Annotated in this window: 15 protein-coding genes and 1 pseudogene; 8 read left to right on the top strand and 8 right to left on the bottom strand. The window is 63.4% G+C overall.

Annotation, left to right across the window (positions count from 1 at the left end; genetic code table 11):
• Nucleotides 1-225 precede the first annotated feature (225 nt).
• Nucleotides 226-1,245 (top strand): PQQ-dependent sugar dehydrogenase, encoded by a 1,020-nt coding sequence (locus NMG70_RS30640; RefSeq protein WP_254027938.1) that lies wholly within the window; start codon nucleotides 226-228, stop codon nucleotides 1,243-1,245.
• Nucleotides 1,246-1,390: 145 nt separating this feature from the next.
• On the opposite strand, the gene NMG70_RS30645 is transcribed toward NMG70_RS30640, so the two are convergent.
• A complete protein-coding gene (locus NMG70_RS30645) occupies nucleotides 1,391-2,749 on the bottom strand; it encodes a phosphatase PAP2 family protein (RefSeq protein ID WP_436798494.1) in 1,359 nt (452 codons plus the stop codon).
• Between the two features lie 451 nt (nucleotides 2,750-3,200).
• A pseudogene (locus tag NMG70_RS30650) lies at nucleotides 3,201-4,113 on the bottom strand (LysR family transcriptional regulator).
• Nucleotides 4,114-4,278: 165 nt separating this feature from the next.
• Between NMG70_RS30650 and NMG70_RS30655 the strand changes: the two are divergent.
• Both NMG70_RS30655 and NMG70_RS30660 read left to right on the top strand, forming a co-directional pair.
• Nucleotides 4,279-5,175, top strand: a complete 897-nt coding sequence (locus NMG70_RS30655) for an MBL fold metallo-hydrolase (protein ID WP_254027940.1) — start codon at nucleotides 4,279-4,281, stop codon at nucleotides 5,173-5,175.
• A 463-nt stretch (nucleotides 5,176-5,638) separates the two neighbouring features.
• A complete protein-coding gene (locus tag NMG70_RS30660) occupies nucleotides 5,639-6,790 on the top strand; it encodes a CapA family protein (protein WP_254027941.1) in 1,152 nt (383 codons plus the stop codon).
• A 19-nt stretch (nucleotides 6,791-6,809) separates the two neighbouring features.
• On the opposite strand, the gene NMG70_RS30665 is transcribed toward NMG70_RS30660, so the two are convergent.
• Nucleotides 6,810-7,217 carry a c-type cytochrome gene (locus NMG70_RS30665; RefSeq protein ID WP_254027942.1) on the bottom strand — a complete coding sequence of 136 codons (408 nt, stop codon included), beginning with the start codon at nucleotides 7,215-7,217 and terminating at the stop codon, nucleotides 6,810-6,812.
• Between the two features lie 120 nt (nucleotides 7,218-7,337).
• Nucleotides 7,338-7,697 carry a hypothetical protein gene (locus tag NMG70_RS30670; protein WP_254027943.1) on the bottom strand — a complete coding sequence of 120 codons (360 nt, stop codon included), beginning with the start codon at nucleotides 7,695-7,697 and terminating at the stop codon, nucleotides 7,338-7,340.
• A gap of 360 nt (nucleotides 7,698-8,057) precedes the next feature.
• Between NMG70_RS30670 and NMG70_RS30675 the strand changes: the two genes are divergently transcribed.
• Nucleotides 8,058-9,209, top strand: coding sequence for a helix-turn-helix transcriptional regulator (locus NMG70_RS30675; protein WP_254027944.1), 1,152 nt, complete (start codon nucleotides 8,058-8,060; stop codon nucleotides 9,207-9,209).
• Between the two features lie 11 nt (nucleotides 9,210-9,220).
• Here NMG70_RS30675 and NMG70_RS30680 read toward each other — a convergent pair whose 3' ends face one another.
• Nucleotides 9,221-9,922, bottom strand: coding sequence for a response regulator transcription factor (locus tag NMG70_RS30680; RefSeq protein ID WP_254027945.1), 702 nt, complete (start codon nucleotides 9,920-9,922; stop codon nucleotides 9,221-9,223).
• 290 nt (nucleotides 9,923-10,212) lie between these two features.
• On the opposite strand from NMG70_RS30680, the gene NMG70_RS30685 reads away from it, so the two are divergent.
• Both NMG70_RS30685 and NMG70_RS30690 read left to right on the top strand, forming a co-directional pair.
• Complete coding sequence (locus NMG70_RS30685; protein WP_254027946.1) at nucleotides 10,213-12,375, top strand: hybrid sensor histidine kinase/response regulator; 2,163 nt, start codon at nucleotides 10,213-10,215, stop codon at nucleotides 12,373-12,375.
• Nucleotides 12,372-13,085, top strand: a complete 714-nt coding sequence (locus tag NMG70_RS30690) for a response regulator (protein ID WP_254027947.1) — start codon at nucleotides 12,372-12,374, stop codon at nucleotides 13,083-13,085. Before NMG70_RS30685 ends, NMG70_RS30690 begins: the two co-directional genes overlap by 4 nt.
• 459 nt (nucleotides 13,086-13,544) lie before the next feature.
• On the opposite strand, the gene NMG70_RS30695 is transcribed toward NMG70_RS30690, so the two are convergent.
• Nucleotides 13,545-14,243 (bottom strand): cation diffusion facilitator family transporter, encoded by a 699-nt coding sequence (locus tag NMG70_RS30695; RefSeq protein ID WP_254027948.1) that lies wholly within the window; start codon nucleotides 14,241-14,243, stop codon nucleotides 13,545-13,547.
• Between the two features lie 332 nt (nucleotides 14,244-14,575).
• On the opposite strand from NMG70_RS30695, the gene NMG70_RS30700 reads away from it, so the two are divergent.
• Both NMG70_RS30700 and NMG70_RS30705 read left to right on the top strand, forming a co-directional pair.
• The gene (locus NMG70_RS30700) at nucleotides 14,576-15,019 is read left to right on the top strand and encodes a hypothetical protein (RefSeq protein WP_254027949.1); all 444 of its coding nucleotides are present in this window, start codon (nucleotides 14,576-14,578) and stop codon (nucleotides 15,017-15,019) included.
• A 96-nt stretch (nucleotides 15,020-15,115) separates the two neighbouring features.
• Nucleotides 15,116-15,979, top strand: a complete 864-nt coding sequence (locus NMG70_RS30705; protein WP_254027950.1) for an ADYC domain-containing protein — start codon at nucleotides 15,116-15,118, stop codon at nucleotides 15,977-15,979.
• Between the two features lie 63 nt (nucleotides 15,980-16,042).
• On the opposite strand, the gene NMG70_RS30710 is transcribed toward NMG70_RS30705, so the two are convergent.
• Both NMG70_RS30710 and NMG70_RS30715 read right to left on the bottom strand, forming a co-directional pair.
• Entirely contained in the window at nucleotides 16,043-16,933 is an 891-nt protein-coding gene (locus NMG70_RS30710) for a patatin-like phospholipase family protein (protein WP_254027951.1), read from the bottom strand.
• A gap of 19 nt (nucleotides 16,934-16,952) precedes the next feature.
• Entirely contained in the window at nucleotides 16,953-18,203 is a 1,251-nt protein-coding gene (locus NMG70_RS30715) for a M16 family metallopeptidase (RefSeq protein WP_436798495.1), read from the bottom strand.
• Nucleotides 18,204-18,470 lie beyond the last annotated feature (267 nt).

The raw sequence follows: 18,470 nt of genomic DNA on the forward strand, positions 1-18,470 counted from the left end.
GCGCCTATGGGACAGCGCCCCCCTCTGTCCTGCCGGCCATCTCCCCCACGAGGGGGGAGATCGGCAGCTTCAGCCTTGGCGCTTCAAGCTCGCCCGTTTCGGCCATCAGCGCCTCGCTCCAACCTTACAGCGCCCGCCCCTTCCCGCTTCACGGCTCCGGCTTGAAACGAGAACACGCCGCCCCAATTCCCTCCAGCAAAGTCAGCTTGTATTCGGAGGGCGCCGATGGACGTCTTTTCCCCTAAGGCCGGGTTCCTTTCCGCTAGAATTGGGCTTCTCGCTCTCGTCTCGGTGGCGGCGGCCGCCTCTGGCGTGGCTCTCGGCCCCGGACCCGCGCGAGCTGAGGTTCTCGCCCGCGTTCCCGCCGCGCGCGAAATGGCGGTCTGCGGCGACATACTGTTCGTCGGAACCAAACGCTCCTCGGTCTATGCGGTGCCGGTGTCCGGCGGCCGCGCCCGGCGGGTCGCCTCCGGATTCTCCGCTCCGAATGGAGTCGCATGCTCACGCGGTCGTTTGTTCGTAGCTTCGAGCGACCGCGTGACCGCGTTCGACATCGGGCCGGGCGGCGCACTGAGCGGCAGGCGCGACATTCGCCGAGGGCTGCCGAATTCGGGAGCCCACAATCTTCGCTATATTGCCGTCGGCCCCGATTCTCGGCTCTATGTCTCGTTCGGATCGCCTTGCAACATTTGTTTGCCGCGTGGACTGCAAAGCACGATCGTCAGCATGAACCAGGACGGGTCCGATCTTCGGCGCGTCGCTTGGGGCGTTCGCAATTCGGTCGGCTTCGCCTGGCGCGGCGGCACCATGTTCTTCACTGACAACGGCGCCGACCGAATGGGCGACGATATCCCGCCGGACGAGCTGAACGCGCTTCGGCCGGGCGGCTTTTATGGCTTTCCCTACTTCGGGGGCCGAACGCGGCTTAAAGGGTTCCAGGACGCACGGCCGCCCGCGCAGCAGATTCCGCCCGTCTTCGAATTTCAAGCGCATGTCGCAACCCTCGGAATCCATTTCTTCCGCAGCCTCGGCGGCGACGCGCTGGTCGCTGAGCACGGCAGTTGGAACAGGTCGGTTCCAGTCGGGCGTCAGGTCGTGCGCGTGCGCTTCAGGGGCGGCCGGCCGGTCTCGGCGACGACTTTCCTCAGAGGCGTCGGTCGGCCCGTGGATGTCAAGGAAGCGCCGGACGGTTCCGTGCTCGTATCCGACGACGCCGGAGGCGCGATTTACGTCTTCAGGCGATGACGAACGCTGGTGATTGGCGAAGGCGCCGATGACAGCCAATCTCCCCCTTGAGGGGGAGATCGGCAGCTTCGGCCTCGGGGCTTCAAGCTCGCCCGTTTCGGTCATCAGCTTGCCTCGCCCCGACCTTACAGCGCCCTTCCTTCCGCTAGTCCGCCCCGTCGGTTTTTGCCCGCTCGATAAATTTCCCCGCGACCGCTTTACCGAGCGCGGCGCCGGCCCGGTTGTCCATTTCATAGTGGATGCCTGCCCAGACGCGGGAATCACCCGCCTCTTTACCAACCGCGCGGATGAACTCCGCATGGCGGGGAAACAGGTACGCCAGGACCTCGCATCGGGCAGTCGAGAGCGTGGAGTGGTTCGACGGATAACTGGGATGGGCCGGCACCGTGAACAGGGGCGTGATGCTCGCGTCAAGCATATTGGGCCGCAGATACCAATAGGCGTACTTCCCGTCGTTGCTTGCAATGTAGGCGTCGTAATAGACCGTTGCGAGCATAGCGTAAGCCCGCGCGGCACGCGGCGGGTTCGTATCCGTCTTGTCCTCGAACATCCACTTGCTGGCATAGTCATACCAGTCGGTGAACAGGCCGGATGGGCTTTGCCAGTAGAACGCTTTGTAGCTGTTAGGGAATTTTCGTTCAAACTGTCGGATTGCGTCCATCTCGGCCTTTACGGCCGGGGACTGGCAGTCGGGCGGCGCCGGCGGCCTGAATTCATCGGGTGCTGCCAGCACGATCGGCTTCCAGTTTGGCATGGTTACATTGGCGGGTTTGCTCCCGACCCACATGCACGGCCCGGTCGGAACAGTGCCGGTCCACACTGCTTCGGAGCCATCGGCCTTTGCCCGCGCAATCACCTGCTCTGCGACCCTTCGCCCCAACTCCAGGCCGGCGGAAGAATCGCTTGGGAACTGGACACCGGCAAGGACACGCGACTGTGCCGCTTCGTCGGCCATTGCCTTGAACGACGATGCCTCTTCGGGAAAGAAATAAGAAAGAACGGTCGCGGCAGCTCCAGCGGCTGCGGCATGCTCGGATGGATAGGAGGGACTCCGCGGCGGCGGCAGCGCAGTCGCCAGCGTCGCATCCGCCTCGCTCGGGCGCGGCCGATTGTAGAAGTACTTCGCGTCCCACGCAGCGATGGTGGCGTCGTACATCGCCATCGTCAAATAGGTGTAGACGCGGTGCGCATTTGGAATCTGCTGGTTCTCGAGAAGGCGATTGTTGACCAGATCGATCCATCGGTATCCAGGCGAGCCGGCGTCCCAGAAGGTGATTTTGTCGGCGGCAGCCGGATCCTTTTGCGCCAAGAGATCTCGCATCTGTGCCAATTCGGCTGCTGCGGCGGAGGCGTCAGGCGGCGGCGGGACTCGGAAGTCCTCGCCAGACGTGATTACCCACGTCTTCCACGTTCCAGCCTCTGGTTCTATCAAATTCGATTGGGCGAAAGCGCAGTTCCCTGAAAAAAGGATTACCGCGCAGGCCTTGCCGAAACCGCTAAGCATGCGAGCCTCCCATAGGTCCCCCGCCCAAAGTCGGAAGGTTTTCCGTTTTCAAACCTTTATTTTAGTCAAGTCTAATTATACCGCGAGACGCTGCCGGGTAAAAGGCACAAAAGTTAGAGCCCGGCAGCGTTGTGAAAGAGCACGTCCGAAGGCAACTTTCTTCCTGATTTGCACCCATTTCCTATCCTGCCGGCCACATTGACTGGCACTTTGACCAAGGCGCAAGTCAGCACCGAGATCGTCTTCACGAAGTCAGCGTTCAAGCTGCAGTAGGGCAAACTGTGATGGGCTGGTAACTTGCGCGGTTACGCTACGCAATCGACTGATAGGTTGGCGGGACAGCGCCCCCCTCTGGCCTGCCGGCCATCTCCCCCACAAGGGGCGAGATCGGCAGCTTCAGCCTCGGCGCTTCAAGCTCGCCCGTTTCGGTCATCAGCGCCTCGCCCCGAGCTTACAGCGCCCGCCCCTCCCCGCCCTTCCCCATCCGCTGCTCAGCCGCAATCAGCATCTCAACAAACCTCGTCACCTTGGGCGGGCGAAACCGGGCAGCGGGGTAGACCGTGTAGATGCCTCCGGAGGGCAACCGCCACTCGGGCAGGATGTGGACGAGCCGGCCTGCGGCCAGCTCTTCCCGAACCAAAAAGTCCGGCAGCACCGACAGGCCTGCGCCGGCGCGGACCGCCGCCAGCACGGCCGGCGTTGCGTCGATGGCGATCGTTGCCTGCATGCGCACAGCCTCATGCTCGGCGTCGCCGCGCGAAAATTGCCATAGCAGCGGTTCGCGCAGCGCCATGTTGGCGACGAAGGGCAGCCCGGCCAAGTCTTGCGGTTCGCCGGCCGTGAAGCGGCCAGCGAACTCGGCGCCGCACACCATGAATTGCTTAAATGTGCCGATGCGCCGTGCCTGCAGGCTGGAATCGGCCAGCCAGCCGACGCGGATCGCCACGTCCATTCCACCAGAAGCCAGGTCGATCGTCTCGTCGCCCAGCGTCAGTTCGACCCGGCAGGCGGGATAGCGGGCGCTGAAGGCGGCGACTACCGGCACCACCGCCGAGGTGCCGTAGTCGTTGGGCGCGGCGATCCTGAGCGTGCCGGTCGGTTCGGCGGCAGCCTGCGCGAGCTCGTCGAAGGCATCCTCGGCCTGCTGCAGAAACTTGCAGGCAGCGGGCATGGAATGTCCGGCCCGCCTCGGTCGGATGGACGCGCCGCGTGGTGCGGATCAGCAGCGTCGTTCCGACATCACGCTCCAGCCGCGCCACCTGCTGGCTGACAACCGCCTTGGTGATGCCCAGCCGCTCGGCGGCCCGCGTGAAGGAGCCGGCATCGACCACCGCAGCGAAATAGGCCAGCCGGTTCAGGTTCATGCGCGGCTCATGGCAAATGCGACCTCATTGTCAGGCAATGGCATACATTACGTCTATTTTGTTGGCCTTCAATACCCATTCCGCCTCTGCCATCTTCCCGGCATCGAGGCTGCGCCGGGAGATGCGCCCGCCCGAATTCCGCATTCTCAAGCCCAGGAGAGATCCATGTTCACACGGAGAGCCATCATGAAAACCACCCTCGCCGCCGGCGCCGCCGCCGTCTTCGCTCCCGCCGGGCTTGGCCATGCGGCCGGCGGGCTTTCCTGGAAACATTTTCCGGCCGGCGAAAACGGCTTCTTTCGCGCCCCGGTGCTGATCACCGGCGCCTCCGAGGCGCTGCTGATCGACGCCGGTTTCACCTATCCCGACGGCCGCGCCGTGGCCGAGGCGATCAAGGCGACCGGCAAGACGCTCACCACCATCTATGTCAGCCAGTCCGACCCCGACTATTATTTCGGCCTCAAGCCGATCAAGCAGATTTTTCCGCAGGCACGGGTGATCGCCGCTGCCGAGACGGTGGCCGCCATCAATGGCAGCGTCGCCAAGAAAATCGCCGTGTGGGGGCCGCAGCTCAAGGAGAATGGCCCGCAGGCGCTTGCCGATGTCGTCATCCCCGAAGTGTTCGACGGCAAGACGCTCACAGTGGATGGCGAGACCATCGAGATCGTCGATGCCGAAGGCCTTGCCAACCGGCCCTATCTCTCGGTGCCGTCGCTGAATGCGGTGTTCGGCGGGGTGATGATTTTTTCCGGCGTGCATGTCTGGACCGCCGACACGTCGAGCAAGGAACAGCGCGCCGCCTGGCTCGCCAATCTCGAAAAAATTGTTGCCGCCAAGCCTGAAATCGTCGTGCCTGGCCACATGACGCCGGACACCGCCACCGATCTTTCCGGCGTCGAGCACACCAAAACCTATCTCATCGCCTTCGAGGAAGAACTGGCCAAGGCCAAGGATGCGGCCGCGCTCAAGACCGCCATGGTAGCCCGCTTCCCCGGCCTCGGCATGGGGGTTGCGCTCGACATCGGCGCCAAGGTCGCCACCGGCGAGATGAAGTGGGGGTGAGACGGACGCCTCGATCTGATTCGGGTTACTTGCGAAGGAACGGCCGCAAATTGTTGATGTCGCGCCGCCCCTCATCCGCCTGCCGGCACCTTCTCCCCGTATAGTGACGGGGAGAAGAACGCTTCGTCGAAGATTTCGCCAATCGCCAATGTTGCAGGACGAGCGCCGAGGTTGCGGCAGTGCCCCTTCTCCCCGTCACTATACGGGGAGAAGTGCCCGGCAGGGCGATGAGGGGCGGCGCAAACTTGGGGTGATTGCCTCCGCGGTCGCTCAGCCCCCTCACCCAATATTCTGAATCCGGCCCCAGGCGCTCTTGGTTCCCCAGATGCCGGAGCGCAGCGCCTCGAGCTGCACGATCTGGCTGTGGTCCGACGAACAGATTGATCTCGCGCGATGCGATCCGCGCAAATTGGCTGGAACCCTCAGGCTCACTGGGTGTTGCCACCGAGGAGATTCGAGAGCGATGCCGCAGATCGCGAACAACGGCGCCGCAGGATCTGAACGGTCCGTCCGAAGCAGCGCAAAGCTGTTCCTGTGCGGCGACGTCATGCTCGGGCGCGGCATCGACCAGATTCTCGCCAGTCCCGGCGATCCGCACCTCGGCGAGCGCTATGTCAAATCGGCAACGACCTATGTCGAGCTTGCCGAACGCAGCAATGGCCCGATCCCGAGAAAGGTCGACGATGCGTATGTCTGGGGCGATGCGCTCAGCGAATTGGACCGAGAAGCGCCCGACGCGCGGATCATCAATCTCGAGACCAGCATCACCACCAGCCTGTCCTTGGCGCCCAAGGGGATCAATTACAAGATGAACCCGGCAAACATCGGCTGCCTGGCGGCGGCACGGATAGACTGCTGCGTGCTCGCCAACAACCATGTGCTCGACTGGGATGAGCCCGGCCTCGTCGAGACCCTCGATACGCTCCGGCTTGCCGGCCTCGCCTATGCCGGGGCCGGGCTTGACGCGGACGAGGCGGCGGCGCCTGCCGTCATTGAACCGGCCGGCGGCGGCCGCGTGCTGGTCTTCGGCTTCGCGCTCGAGACGAGCGGCGTTCCAGCTTCATGGGCAGCCGGAGCTTATAAGCCAGGCGTCAATTTGCTGGCGAATGTTTCGGGCCGGTCGCTCGCGCAGATCGGCCGATCCGTGCAGGCGATAAAACAGCCCGGCGACCTCGCGGTGGCCTCGATCCATTGGGGCGGCAACTGGGGTTACCAAGTCCCGGCGGAAGAACGCGCGCTTGCCCATGGGCTCATCGATGTTGCAGGTTTCGACGTCGTGCATGGGCACTCCTCCCACCATCCCAAGCCGATCGAAATCCATCGCGGCCGGCTGATCCTCTACGGATGCGGCGACTTCCTCACCGACTATGAAGGAATCACCGGCAACGAAACCTTTCGCGGTGAACTTGCGCTGATGTACCTGCCGCGGCTGGCGATACCGGATGGTACGCTTGTTTCGCTCGAGCTGGTGCCGTTCCAGCTCGCCAGGTTCCGGCTAAACCGCGCCCTGCGCGAAGATGCCGCCTGGCTCGCGGCCATGCTTGAGCGCGAGTGCTCGCCTTTCGACACTCATGTGGCGCTCGGGAGCGATAACCGTCTCACTGTGGTCTGGTGAAGTTGGCAGCCTGCGATATCTAGGGTTCAAGCCTCTCAGGCCGTCCTCGGCCAAGGGCGCCGTCGGCTCGGGCCTGCAAATAGGCGTAGATGTCGTCGATGTAAGGAGCGACGTTGGGGTCGTCGGCGAAGCCCTTCATCACCGAAGGGCCGCTGCGCACGCCGTCGCGAACGCTGCGCCGAAAGACCTCGATGCCGGGCAGCCGGTCGACAAGGGCCGAGGCGAAGGTCGAGCCCATGCCGTCGGGGCCATGGCAGTGATTGCAGCTGCCATGGTAGCGACGGAAGCCGTTATAGGTTCGCGCGTCGACCTTGCCGTCGACAATTTCGTAGAACTTGCCTGAGGCCAGCTCGGCTTGCGAAGACGCGGCGAAGCCGGCGCCAACGGTAAAGATGACGACAGACGGGAGGACGAGCCACAGGGGCATCGTCTGTCGCCCACGTTGCAGGCTCATTCAGCAGCGCCGCAACGCGCATGCCCCCGGATCACTCGACCTCGGATCATTCGACCTTGGATCACTCGAGCTTGGATCACTTGACGGCGGTCATCAGTCGACGGCGGCCTTCGGAGAAGAAACCACAATCCCGTCTATCGGATGCGGGCTGACGACAAGCTTGCCGCCGACACGCGATATCTCGATGATCTGGTCCGACTCTCCCAGCTTGCCCGGCACGGAGACCGCGACTATCTGGTTCTCGGTCAGTGTCGCCACGAAACGCACTGGCAAGCCAGCCTCGCCCTGCGCGATTGTGGTGACCACCCGATAGCCGTCCTCCTGAGGTGTATAATAGACGACACCAAGAAAGCCGGCGAGATCGATGCTTTCGGCCTTCATGGCTCCAAGCTCGTCGGCATGCGCGGGCATCGCCGCCATGCAAAGTGCTGCAAAAGCAATGTATCTGTACATAATGCTGCTCCATTCCGAATTGTCCGGGTCGAACCCGGCTTAAGTTTCAGCAATACGCGGTCGCGCGCCGTGATAGTCGGCGCACGCAGGCAGAATTCTTGATTAGTCCCCCCGGCTGAATCAAAGTGCTAAGGCCCGCGAGCCAGGAACGCGCTGAGCCGCACTGGTTGTCACAGTTTAAGTGTGACCTTATCTTCTGGGGCGCGAGTATTTCACCGCCCGGGTGCTTGCACATCCCCTGTTTGGGGGAGATAATCGGAATTTAAGCGATCGCTAAAATTTGGAGAGGCGAGAGCACCTTTGAGAGGGCGCGGCTTTCCGCCCGCATCAGACGCGCTGTCGACATGCGAGGGGCCGTCGATGGCCAAGGCATTGTCGCATCATGAGCTGTCGAAGCTGATCGGCTCGATCTACGATTGCGCACTCGACCCGGAGCGATGGGAGCACGCGCTTGCCGGGATCAGGGATGCGCTCGACGCCCAGACTGCGGTCCTGCAGCTTGACGACCTCGCCAATGACCGGCTGCTGATCTACAGGACCGTGGGAATAGAGCCATACTGGCTGGAGCAACAGGCGAAATATATCCCCGAGATTCACGCCCGGCTGCTCGAGGATCTCTCGAAATGGCCTTCGCTCGATATGCCGCATGTGGTCTCACGCCATATCCCTCAAACCTACCTGGAGACCTCCCGATATTTTCAGGAGTGTTTGAAGCCGCAAGGCCTGGTCGACGTCATGTCATTCTTCCTGATCCATACCCCTACCCGCCTTGCCGGCTTCGCCGTTGCCCGACACAAGCGGCAAGGCATTATCACTGAGCGCGAAATCAAGCTTGGCAGACTGTTGCTGCCGCATGTGCGCCGTTCGGTGATAATCAGCAACATGCTGGACATCGGCACTGTCGAGCGCGCAGGAATGGCCGAGGCGCTCGATGCGCTCACATGCGCCGTGGTCCTCACCAATGAACGCGGCGCCGTCCTGCACGCCAACCGCTCGGCCAAGCACATGCTGCGGAGCGGCGGCCCGATCCAGGATGTCCGGGGCATTCTGCAAGCGAAGATCCCGTCGGCTTCCAAGGAGCTTCACAGCGCAATCATGCTTGCGGCTCAGGATGAGGCCAGCATCGGCAAGACAGGGCTTGCCGTCCTCCTCAGCGAATCCGGCCTGCCGCCCGTCTTCGCCCGCGTGCTGCCGATGGCCGGCGGCGACCTGCGCGCCGGCATGGAACCCGCGGCGGTAGCCGCGGTGTTCATCGGCAATGCACCGGATGAGCATGACGCCGCCGGAATGCTGGCGAGAGCCTTTGGGCTTACGCTGGCCGAAACCCGCGTGCTCGCCAGCCTTGTGGCCGGGCACACCTTGGCCGAGACCGCCGCCAGCCTTCACATTGCCAACGCGACCGCCAAGACGCATCTCGACAATATCTTCCAGAAGACCGGCGTCTCCCGCCAAGCCGATCTGATGCGCCTTATCATGCAGATCGTTCCGCCCACGGGGCAGCCTGGTCCCTGAGCCGCACTCGTTCACCGCTTTGGATACAGGTATCCAGCGCCGCGGATCGTCTTGATCAGTTCCGGCTTGGCCGCGTCCTTTTCAAGCCGGCGGCGCAGCCGGGTGATGCGGCTGTCGATGCTGCGGTCGAACGGCTCGTCGCCTCTGGGCGGCGCCAAGTCGAGCAATTCGTCGCGACCAATGACCTGGCCGGCCCGGGTGGCGAAGGCCGCCACCAGATCGAGCTCCATCGGCGTCAGCGGAATGCCCACGCCGCCGGCGTCGATGAGGTTTCTCGCGCGAGCGTCGAACACATAGGTTCCGAAGGCGAATTGCCCGGCCGGCAAAGCGTCGGCATCGTTCGACCCCTTCGGCCTGCGTCTGCGCAGCACTGCGGCGATCCGCGCTTCCAGCTCGACCGGTGAAAACGGTTTCGCCAGATAGTCGTCGGCGCCGATCTCGAGGCCCGCCACCTTGTCGAACACCGAATCGGCACCGGTCAGCATCAGGATGCCGGTGTCGTGATGCTCGCGCAGCCAGCGGGCAAGGCTAAAGCCGTTCTCGCCCGGCATGTTGAGGTCGAGAACAACAAGATCGGCCTTCGCCGCCGCGATCGCCTCGCGCAAGTCGGCGCCGCCGGATGCCATGCGAATGCGGTAGCCTTTCGCCTGCAAATAGTCGGCGATCATGAACGCCACGTCGGTCTCGTCGTCCACGACAATGATGTCGGCCATGCGTTCCCCCGCGGCGAGCGACGGCCCAAACCTACAAGGCGCATTCGTCCCGGGTCAATCGTGCGAGCAGGCTCGTCTCTGCCGATTTCGGGCCGGTTCGACACAATTGAAACAATAGAAGCCGGGAAATCGGTCGTACGGCATCATCGTGAAACATCCCACGGTTATGTTCAACGACGTCGGGCAGATGGGCGGGCAGGCCGGCTTGACAGGCCGTGGGCCGTTCAGTCCACTGGCCGCACGGGAACAGCAACTGTCGTGACGGCACATCCGTCTGTGGAGACCTCGCCGTGCCGACCTCCTCGAAGCTGTCCAGGCATTACGCATTGTTGATGGCGGCCTGCGTTTTGCCGCTGTTCGTGCTTGTCGTTGGCATCGGCCTCTACCAGTCCTACGCCAAGCAACAGTCGTTTCTTCCCTATGCGGTCATTTTGGCCGGGCTGCTTGTCTCGGTATACGCCTTGCACGGCGTGCTTCTGCGGGAAATCGCCGGCATCTTCGCCGAGAACCGCACGGCCCTGCGCGAACTGGCCGACAGCGAACAGCGCTACCGCAGCGTGGTCGAGCTGCAGACCGAATTCGTCGTCCGCATGTCGCCGGAGGGCCATCTGAGCTTCGTCAACGACGCCTATTGCCGGGCGTGCCGGATGACGCGCGAAGAGCTTCTCGACCCGTCCTGGTGCGAACTCGACGTGCTGCCGCCCGACGAGCGGCGCAGGTTTCTGGACCACTTGGCCCGCCTCACCCCGCAGGCGCCGAATGCCAGCATAGAACTTGTCAATGCGATGCCTGGTGGCGTGAGCAGATGGCTGGCCTGGAACGATCATGGCATTTTCGACAGCGACGGGCGCCTTGTCGAAGTGCAATCCGTCGGCCGCGATATCTCGGACCGCGTCCTGGCCGAGCAAGCCAGACTTGAAGCCGAGAAGCTGTTGGCCGAACGGGAGGCGCAGTTTCGCGCCATCGCCGAAGGCGTGCCGCTGCCGATCACCATCTCGGCAATAGACGGGCCCGAAATCCTGTTCGTCAACGAACCGGCGCGCAAGGTGCTCGGCATTGAGGTCGGCCAGATCGGAGCCGAAGCGACGTCGACCTGGGAAGATCTCTCGCGGCGAGACGATCTCCTGCGGCTGTTGCTGAGAGATGGCATCGTCGACGCGTTCGAAGCCGGCATGACCAACATGCAAGGATCGAGAATCGATACGCTGGTTTCGGCGCGGCTGATCACGCAGGCCGGCCGTTCGGCCATGCTTGCGGCCGTCACCGACATTACCCGCCAGCGCGAAGCCGAGGCTGAGATCGCCCGCCAGCGCGAGACGCTGTACCAGTCGGAAAAGCTTTCCGCCCTCGGTTCGCTGCTGGCCGGCGTGGCGCATGAGCTCAACAACCCGCTGTCCGTCGTCATCGGCTATAGTTCGATGCTGAAGGAGTTCTCGACGGATGAGGCGACCGTGGGACGCGCCGACAAGATCCACGCCGCGGCCGAGCGATGCTCGCGCATCGTCCGAACTTTTCTGGCGATGGCCCGCAAGAAGCCCCCCACACGGGGCGCTGTCGACATCAACGAAGTCGTGGTTGCCTCACTGGAACTGGCCGGCTACAGCCTGCGTTCGGCTGGGGTCGAAATCCGCACCGAACTGGCGGAAGCGCTTCCCGACATCTGGGGCGACCGGGACCAGCTTCATCAGGTGGTCACCAACCTGGTGGTCAACGCGCAGCAGGCTTTGCTGCAGGTTCCGCACCCCCGGCGGCTGACCATTGTCACCACCGGGGACGACGATGCCGTCGAGATCGTCGTCGCCGACAATGGCCCAGGCATGCCTGAGACGGTCCGCTCGCGTGCTTTTGAGCCTTTTTACACGACCAAAATGGCCGGTGAAGGCACCGGGGTCGGGCTGTCTGTCTGCCAGGGCATCGTGACTGCCCACGACGGCAGCATAGAACTGGATTCGACGGAGGGTGGCGGTGCACGGTTTACGATCCGGCTTCCGAGCGGCCGAGCCGAGACGGTCGCTCCGCCCGAGGCTGCAGGCAGGATGCCGCCTGCGCCCTCGGCCGCACGAATTCTGGTGGTCGACGATGATTCCGACATTGCCTCCATGATCGCCGAGATGCTTCGCCGCGATGGCCACGACGTCACCATCGCCGACGACGCGAATGCTGCCCTCAAGGCTGTGCGTGAGGATGGAACAGACCTTTTGATCAGCGACATTCGCATGCCTGGCCTCGACGGCCCCGGCCTTTACCGCGCGCTGGAGCAATTGCGCCCCGGACTCGCCAGCCGGCTGCTGTTCGTGACCGGCGACACGCTGGCACCCGAGATCGACCGCTTCATCGGCGAGACCGGCGCGCCGGTGATCGAGAAGCCGCTCGATCCGCAGACCTTTCGCAGGCTCGTGATGGAACGCCTAAGGGCGATGGAGACCGGCGCAATGGAAGGGGCTAAAGCGTGACAAAACAGAAATTGCTCATCGTCGACGACGAAGCGCCGTTGCGCGAGATGCTGTCGGATTACCTGCTCATGCACGGCTTCGATGTCCGATCCGTTGCGGATGGAGCGGGAATGCACACCGAACTCGACCGCTTTGGCCCCGACCTGGTCATTCTCGACGTCAATCTTGTCGGCGAAAGCGGCTATGACCTCGCCCGCGAAATTGCCAAGCAGAGCCGCGCCGGCATCCTGATGCTGACCGCCGTCGGTGACCTGCCGCATCGGCTGGAAGGTCTTGCCGCCGGCGCCGACGACTATATGGCCAAGCCGTTCGAACCGCGCGAACTTCTGGCGCGTGTCAGGAGCGTCATCCGGCGCCTGGGCGAGGAAGAGCGGACGCCGGAAAACCGCATCCGTTTCGGCGGCTGCATCCTCGATATGGATGGCCGTACGATGGTCGACCCGGACGGCGCCGACGTCCAGTTGACGTCCATGGAATTCGACCTGCTATGCGTCTTCGCGCGCCATCCCCGGCAGATATTGTCGCGAGACCAGCTGTGCAGGCTGGCCCACAACCGCGACCTCGAGCCGGGCGACCGCAGCATCGACATCCGCATTACCCGACTGCGCAAGAAGTTCGAGAGCGAACCCGACACTCCGACCGTTCTGGTGACGGTTCGCGGCGAAGGCTATGTCTACGAGCCTGCTTACGATGAGGCACGGCGCCGGTAGAAGAAGCTTGTTACGGAGAACGATGAGGGCCAAAAGGCCCAAGTGAGAGAGCCCTACTTTCAACGCAGCAGCGCCCGAATGTTACGGCATGGATCCTAGGGCCTCCGCTACGTCGCTTCGCTCCTGCGCTCCGCCCTAGGATGACGAAGTGAGGATCGGTTCAGCCAATCTCGAAGGTTTGCGATTTGGCATCCGCTGCCACCCGCTATGCGCGACGCAACTGCCAATCTCCGACATCTGCGATTAGCTTACACCACTATGCTTTCGTCATCCTAGGGCGGAGCAGGAGCGAAGCGACGTCGCGGAGACCCTAGGATCCATGCCGTACAGTGGCCGAGGAGTGCAGCGATCGAATCCGGCGACTGGTTGCGCCCCCCTCCTTGGCTCGACCTGAATCTCAACAGACGGAAGAGGCTATGGCCTCAGCCAGGACGGATCAGAGCCGTTCATTGCCTCGCCCTACGCGATCGGCTTGCGCGCCCGGCGATGTTCCCGTCGCAAGCTTCGCACCGTGTCCCGCACGACAGGAATGGTCCAGCGCGCAGTCATCGTCGCAATCAGCAGCCCGGCAATCGGATCGATGAAGCGGGCCATCATCGTGCCTTGCCAGATCATGGCTGTTGCGAGCGATGCGGCGATGAGCAGGTTCGACGAGAGCTTGTCCGAGAACAGGCAGATTTGTGCGCGGGCCAGCACGGAAGCGGTAAGCCTGTTGCGGGCCTTCCACCGGCGCAGGATCCAGAAATTGACCACCAAGTATGCCAGGTTCAGGCTCATGGCGAGAAAAACGCCTTGGCCGTGGGGTTCGACACCGCCGGCCGCGATCCGCTGGACGGCGATGCTGGCAACGACAGCCATTGAAAGGCACATGCCCAGCGCAGCGAACGCATTGGCTAGCGTCTCGGCCAAGGCTGCCTGACGCTTGCGGCCGGTGCCCTCGCCCTTGCGGCCGCCAGCCACGATCGCGACGGTGACCAGCACCAGAATGTCCATCAAGGTCAGCGCGAGATCGGCGCGGATGGTCAGCGAGGTGGATGTCGCCGCCGCATATGCCGTCAAGAGAAGCCCCGGAGTGCCGGCCAGCACCGCCAGGCGTGCGGTCCGCGCCGCCGTCGCCTCCCCATCCGGTCGGTCATTGGTTTTTCGCGAAGGTTGCATCGCCAGAAATCTCCTCGTTTCTGGCGTCACTGATGATCCAGGGATGTTGCGCGGATTTGCCGATTTGCCGGCTGAAGGTTTCCTTTGTGTCGCTGCGCCGAACCTGCGCCGCGATTGTTCATTTGAGAGGATGCCGGACGCGGGCCGTCGTACCTGTCTGCATCACGACAAGGCTGACATTTGCTCGCCGAGTGCATGACCCCCCAGGCCGCAACAATTGAAACACAAACGGCTGAATTCGACATGCGTCCGAAACAGCCGGGAGCGAAAAGCCGCCCCATGGAGCGAACCCGATGGGACGGCTCCGCTGAAACTGGAAAAGGGAAATCAAGATGAATCGCTTCAAGACATACCTGACTGCTGCCTCGGCAATGGCCTGTTTCGTCGCACCGGCTAGCGCGGAATGGCCGGTCGGCGGCGGGAACGGCAAATCGCTGAACGGCCTGGAGAAGAATTCGCTAACAAGCAATTCACTGACCAGCAACGGCCTCGGCGTCTATGCGCTCAACGGCGTGCATGCCGACGGCATCGTTCTGGCGAAAAGTCTCGCTCCGGCCGGCAGGTCCATTATCGACCCGAACGTCCGCTCCGTTGTTGACCCGAACTTCCGCTCCGTTATCGACCCCAACATCCGCGGGTTGCCGGCTGTCCAGAAGAACAATGTCCGGGCATCGACCGCTGGTAAGAAAAGCAACGGCCTTCCGTCTGGCCAGCACGGCACCGGCAGCGGCGCCGGTACCAACCATGACCGGCCCGCCCCTTCGCCGAGGCGTTGATATTCGGCGTCCGTCGTCAATGGAACGGATGGCGTTGTGCTGTCCGTTCTCGTTGGCGGCGCTTCACTCGCAAGATATGCCTTCAGGAGCCAACAAATGTCAGCCCACGGAAACCGCCTCGCCTATATTGGCCGCCGCGCACTGGTCGCCGTCGCCGCAGCCATTTCCGGCATGGCAGCGGTACCCTCGGCCAATGCCGAAACCGGACCGGCGATCGGCTCGATCTCGGTCGTCGGCACAAGGTTCGAGGTGACGACGGAAGATGGCCGCATTGTCGCTCAAGACGATCTCGTCGGCGCCGTTCTGACGATTGGCGATGGACAAGACCGGATGCCGCTGCGCATCGACGCGGTCGAGATCGATCCGAGAAATCCGGATGGCGGGATCATGCTCTATGCCATGTCGACCCGCGACCCGGCTAGCGGTGCATGGCGCGACATCTGCGAACCGGACATCGAGGGTCGGCGCATGGGTTTTCCGCTCGCCGGCACCTGGACGCAGGACGGCCGCCATTTGCCGTCCGACACGGCGTTCAGCATCACCTGCACCGGCGGCGCGCAGGCGAAATGCGTGCGCTTCGGATATCGGCCCTGGGAGACGTCGCCGGACGGCACACCGCTGTGGGATCATCATCAGGCATGCACCCGCATGATCCGCGCCGATTATTGCGGCGATGGCGTCGGCCACACCCGTAATGGCACACCGATCGTCATCTACGACCGCAAGGGCATTCAGCAGGACGAGGCCGCGCCTGATATGTCGTTCGAAGCGGCGTGGGATGCCGACGGCGCGCTTTGCGTCAGCCACACCAGAATACCCGACGTGCTCACGATGGAGGGACTGGCGGCGATCTGCGCGGATGTGCGGCAACAGCCGCGAACAGAGTGCGAAAGCCATGCCGGGGCGCTGATCCTCAACCGCTCGATCGACCTGCGAACGGTTCAGGCGGCAGCGGAATAGTCATATCGCGAAAGGTCTGCTGGGCTTATCGCCGTGCGCTCGTTCGATTGAGGCCACCAGGCATCAGACTTTCCGCGCCACGCTCAACCTGCCCACCTGCTTGGTGCGCTTGCCCGTGTCGACCTTGGCGCGCGCCTCCACCGCCTTCTCGATCTCCCGCTTCAGTTCGTCCTTGATATCGGCCGTTTCGGCCATCAAGGCGTCGATCTTCATGAAATCGAGCACGCGGTATTTCGACACCGCCGGCCTGACCAGTATGTCCGGCTGGCATTGCCTCAGCTTGGCGGCGATGATCGACTGCATCATCAATTGCGTGGCGCCGAACATCAGGTCGACGGAGGTCGGGTATTTGCGCCCGCCTTTGGTCGGCGCGCCAACGACGTCGACGGCGATGATGATGTCGGCGTCGTGCTCGATCAGGTCGAACGGCACCGGATTGTAGATGCCGCCGTCGATCAGCAGCCTGCCGTCGCGCATCACCGGGCGGAACACCGCGGGAATAGCCGCCGAGGCGGCAAGCGCGGAATGCAGGTCGCCGTCGCTCAGCACGGCGAGCTTATGGCCGAAGAAATCCGTGGCCGTCACCTTCAGCGGTATTTTCAGCTCGGCGAAGGTTTCGGGTATGGCGTCGGGCATAAATGCCTTGAGGATGCGCTCGACATTGAACTGGGTGACGCGCAGCCCGCCCTGCAGCGCCTCGGCAAAGGTGCCTGGCCGCGCCCGCCACATGCGCGCCGCCACCTCGGCGCGGCGGCCAAGAATCGAGCGCATGTAGTCGTGAATGTCGCTGCCGGCCATGCCTGAAGCCATGCCGGCGCCCATGATGGCGCCGATCGATGAGCCTGATATGGCGACCGGCCTTATGCCCAGTTCGTCCAGCGCCTCGATGACATGTATATGCGCCAGCCCGCGCGCGCCGCCGCCGCCGAAGGCGATGCCGAAGCTCGGGCTCATCCCTTGCCCCCCATTGGGCTCATTCCTTCTCGGCTTCGCCGACCTTCGGCCCGACGATCATGATGGCCGGCTCGGCGGAAAGCAGCTTTTTCGCCGCCGCCTTGACCTGATCCAGCGTCACCGCGTTGATGAGGGCGGCGCGGCGCTGCATGTAGTCGATGCCGAGCTTGTCAAGCTGCAGTTCGAGCAGCGTCGCGGCGATGGCGCCGGAGGAGTTCAGATTGTTGATGGCATAGGCGCCGATCAAGTATTTCTTGGTCGCCGCCAGTTCCGCTTCGGTCGGCCCCTCCTCGGCCATGCGTTGCACCACCTCGCGCACGACAGCCAACGTCTCCGCCGCCCGGTCGGCGCGGGTCGCCGTGGTGATGGCCAGGGCGTTGGCGTGCTGGTGGTCGACCAGGTCGGAACTGGCGCTGTAGGCCAGGCCGCGTCTTTCGCGCACCTCGTGGAACAGCCGCGAGGTGAAGGCGCTGCCGCCGAGGATTTCGTTCATCAGCACCGCGGCGAAGAAATCCGGCGCACTCCGCCTGACGCCGGGATAGGCGAGCTGTAGCGACGTCTGGGGCTGGTCGTAATTGACCTCGAGTTTCTGGTTGAGTTTCGGATCGACATCGGCGACCGCGCTGAGCGCCTGATGTTGCGGCAGGCCGCCGAAGACTATATCGAGCTTTTTCTTCAACGTCTCGGCATCGATGGCACCGACCACCGCCACATGCAGGCCATCGCGAGCGAAGTTCGCCTTGTGAAAGGCGGTGAGATCGTCCGGCGTGATGGTAGCGATGCTTTGCCTGGTGCCCTGGTCGGGCCGCGCATAGGGATGGGTGCCGTATAGTGCCTCCAGCCATTTGCGCTGGGCGAGCGTGTCGGGGTCAAGCTCGTTGGCGATGATGCCGGACAGCACTTGTGCGCGGATGCGGTCGATTGGGGCCTGGTCGAAACGCGGCTCTGTGACTGCCAGCCGCAACAGGTCGAACGCCGCGTCGCGCTGCTCGGCCAGCATGCGCATCGAGCCGTAGGTGCCGTCGCGCGCCGCTTCGAAGCTCATCTCGGCGCCGACGTCGTCCAGCTTTATCTGGAAAGCCTCGCTGTCAAGATTGCCGGCGCCCTCGTCGAACAGGCCGCTCATCAGATTGGCAAGCCCTTCCTTCCCAGCAGGATCCTGCGTCGTGCCGCCGTCGAAGACGAAGCGGATAGCGACCAGCGGCACGGAATAGTCCTCCACCAGCCAGGCGGTGATGCCCCTTGGCGACGTCACCTCCTGGATGCTCATGGCCGCGCGAGCGGTGAGTGACGGCAGGATGAGGAAGAATAGGGAGAGGAGCAGAGTGAATAGAGGGGTGGTTAGGCGTCTTGCAGAACTCCCCTCACGCAAATTTTTGGTTCTAACTTCGGTTCGAGGCGGATGATTGCCAAAGTCGGCGCCGCCCCTCATCGCCCTGCCGGGCACTTCTCCCCGTATAGTGACGGGGAGAAGGGGGCTGGCCGCGCCGTCGGCGCCCTTCTTGCGACTTTGACGATTGGCGAAACCGTCGATGAC

The organism is Mesorhizobium ventifaucium (assembly GCF_935822925.1).
Classification (GTDB): domain Bacteria; phylum Pseudomonadota; class Alphaproteobacteria; order Rhizobiales; family Rhizobiaceae; genus Mesorhizobium; species Mesorhizobium ventifaucium.

Bases quoted from the DNA above. Each gene is read 5' to 3' on its own strand.
- NMG70_RS30660 (WP_254027941.1), top strand. From the start codon at position 5,639: ATGCCGCAGATCGCGAACAACGGCGCCGCAGGATCTGAACGGTCCGTC.
- NMG70_RS30715 (WP_436798495.1), bottom strand. From the start codon at position 18,203: ATGAGCATCCAGGAGGTGACGTCGCCAAGGGGCATCACCGCCTGGCTG.
- NMG70_RS30655 (WP_254027940.1), top strand. From the start codon at position 4,279: ATGTTCACACGGAGAGCCATCATGAAAACCACCCTCGCCGCCGGCGCC.
- NMG70_RS30675 (WP_254027944.1), top strand. From the start codon at position 8,058: ATGGCCAAGGCATTGTCGCATCATGAGCTGTCGAAGCTGATCGGCTCG.
- NMG70_RS30710 (WP_254027951.1), bottom strand. From the start codon at position 16,933: ATGAGCCCGAGCTTCGGCATCGCCTTCGGCGGCGGCGGCGCGCGCGGG.
- NMG70_RS30640 (WP_254027938.1), top strand. From the start codon at position 226: ATGGACGTCTTTTCCCCTAAGGCCGGGTTCCTTTCCGCTAGAATTGGG.
- NMG70_RS30695 (WP_254027948.1), bottom strand. From the start codon at position 14,243: ATGCAACCTTCGCGAAAAACCAATGACCGACCGGATGGGGAGGCGACG.
- NMG70_RS30665 (WP_254027942.1), bottom strand. From the start codon at position 7,217: ATGCCCCTGTGGCTCGTCCTCCCGTCTGTCGTCATCTTTACCGTTGGC.
- NMG70_RS30700 (WP_254027949.1), top strand. From the start codon at position 14,576: ATGAATCGCTTCAAGACATACCTGACTGCTGCCTCGGCAATGGCCTGT.
- NMG70_RS30670 (WP_254027943.1), bottom strand. From the start codon at position 7,697: ATGTACAGATACATTGCTTTTGCAGCACTTTGCATGGCGGCGATGCCC.
- NMG70_RS30645 (WP_436798494.1), bottom strand. From the start codon at position 2,749: ATGCTTAGCGGTTTCGGCAAGGCCTGCGCGGTAATCCTTTTTTCAGGG.
- NMG70_RS30705 (WP_254027950.1), top strand. From the start codon at position 15,116: ATGTCAGCCCACGGAAACCGCCTCGCCTATATTGGCCGCCGCGCACTG.
- NMG70_RS30680 (WP_254027945.1), bottom strand. From the start codon at position 9,922: ATGGCCGACATCATTGTCGTGGACGACGAGACCGACGTGGCGTTCATG.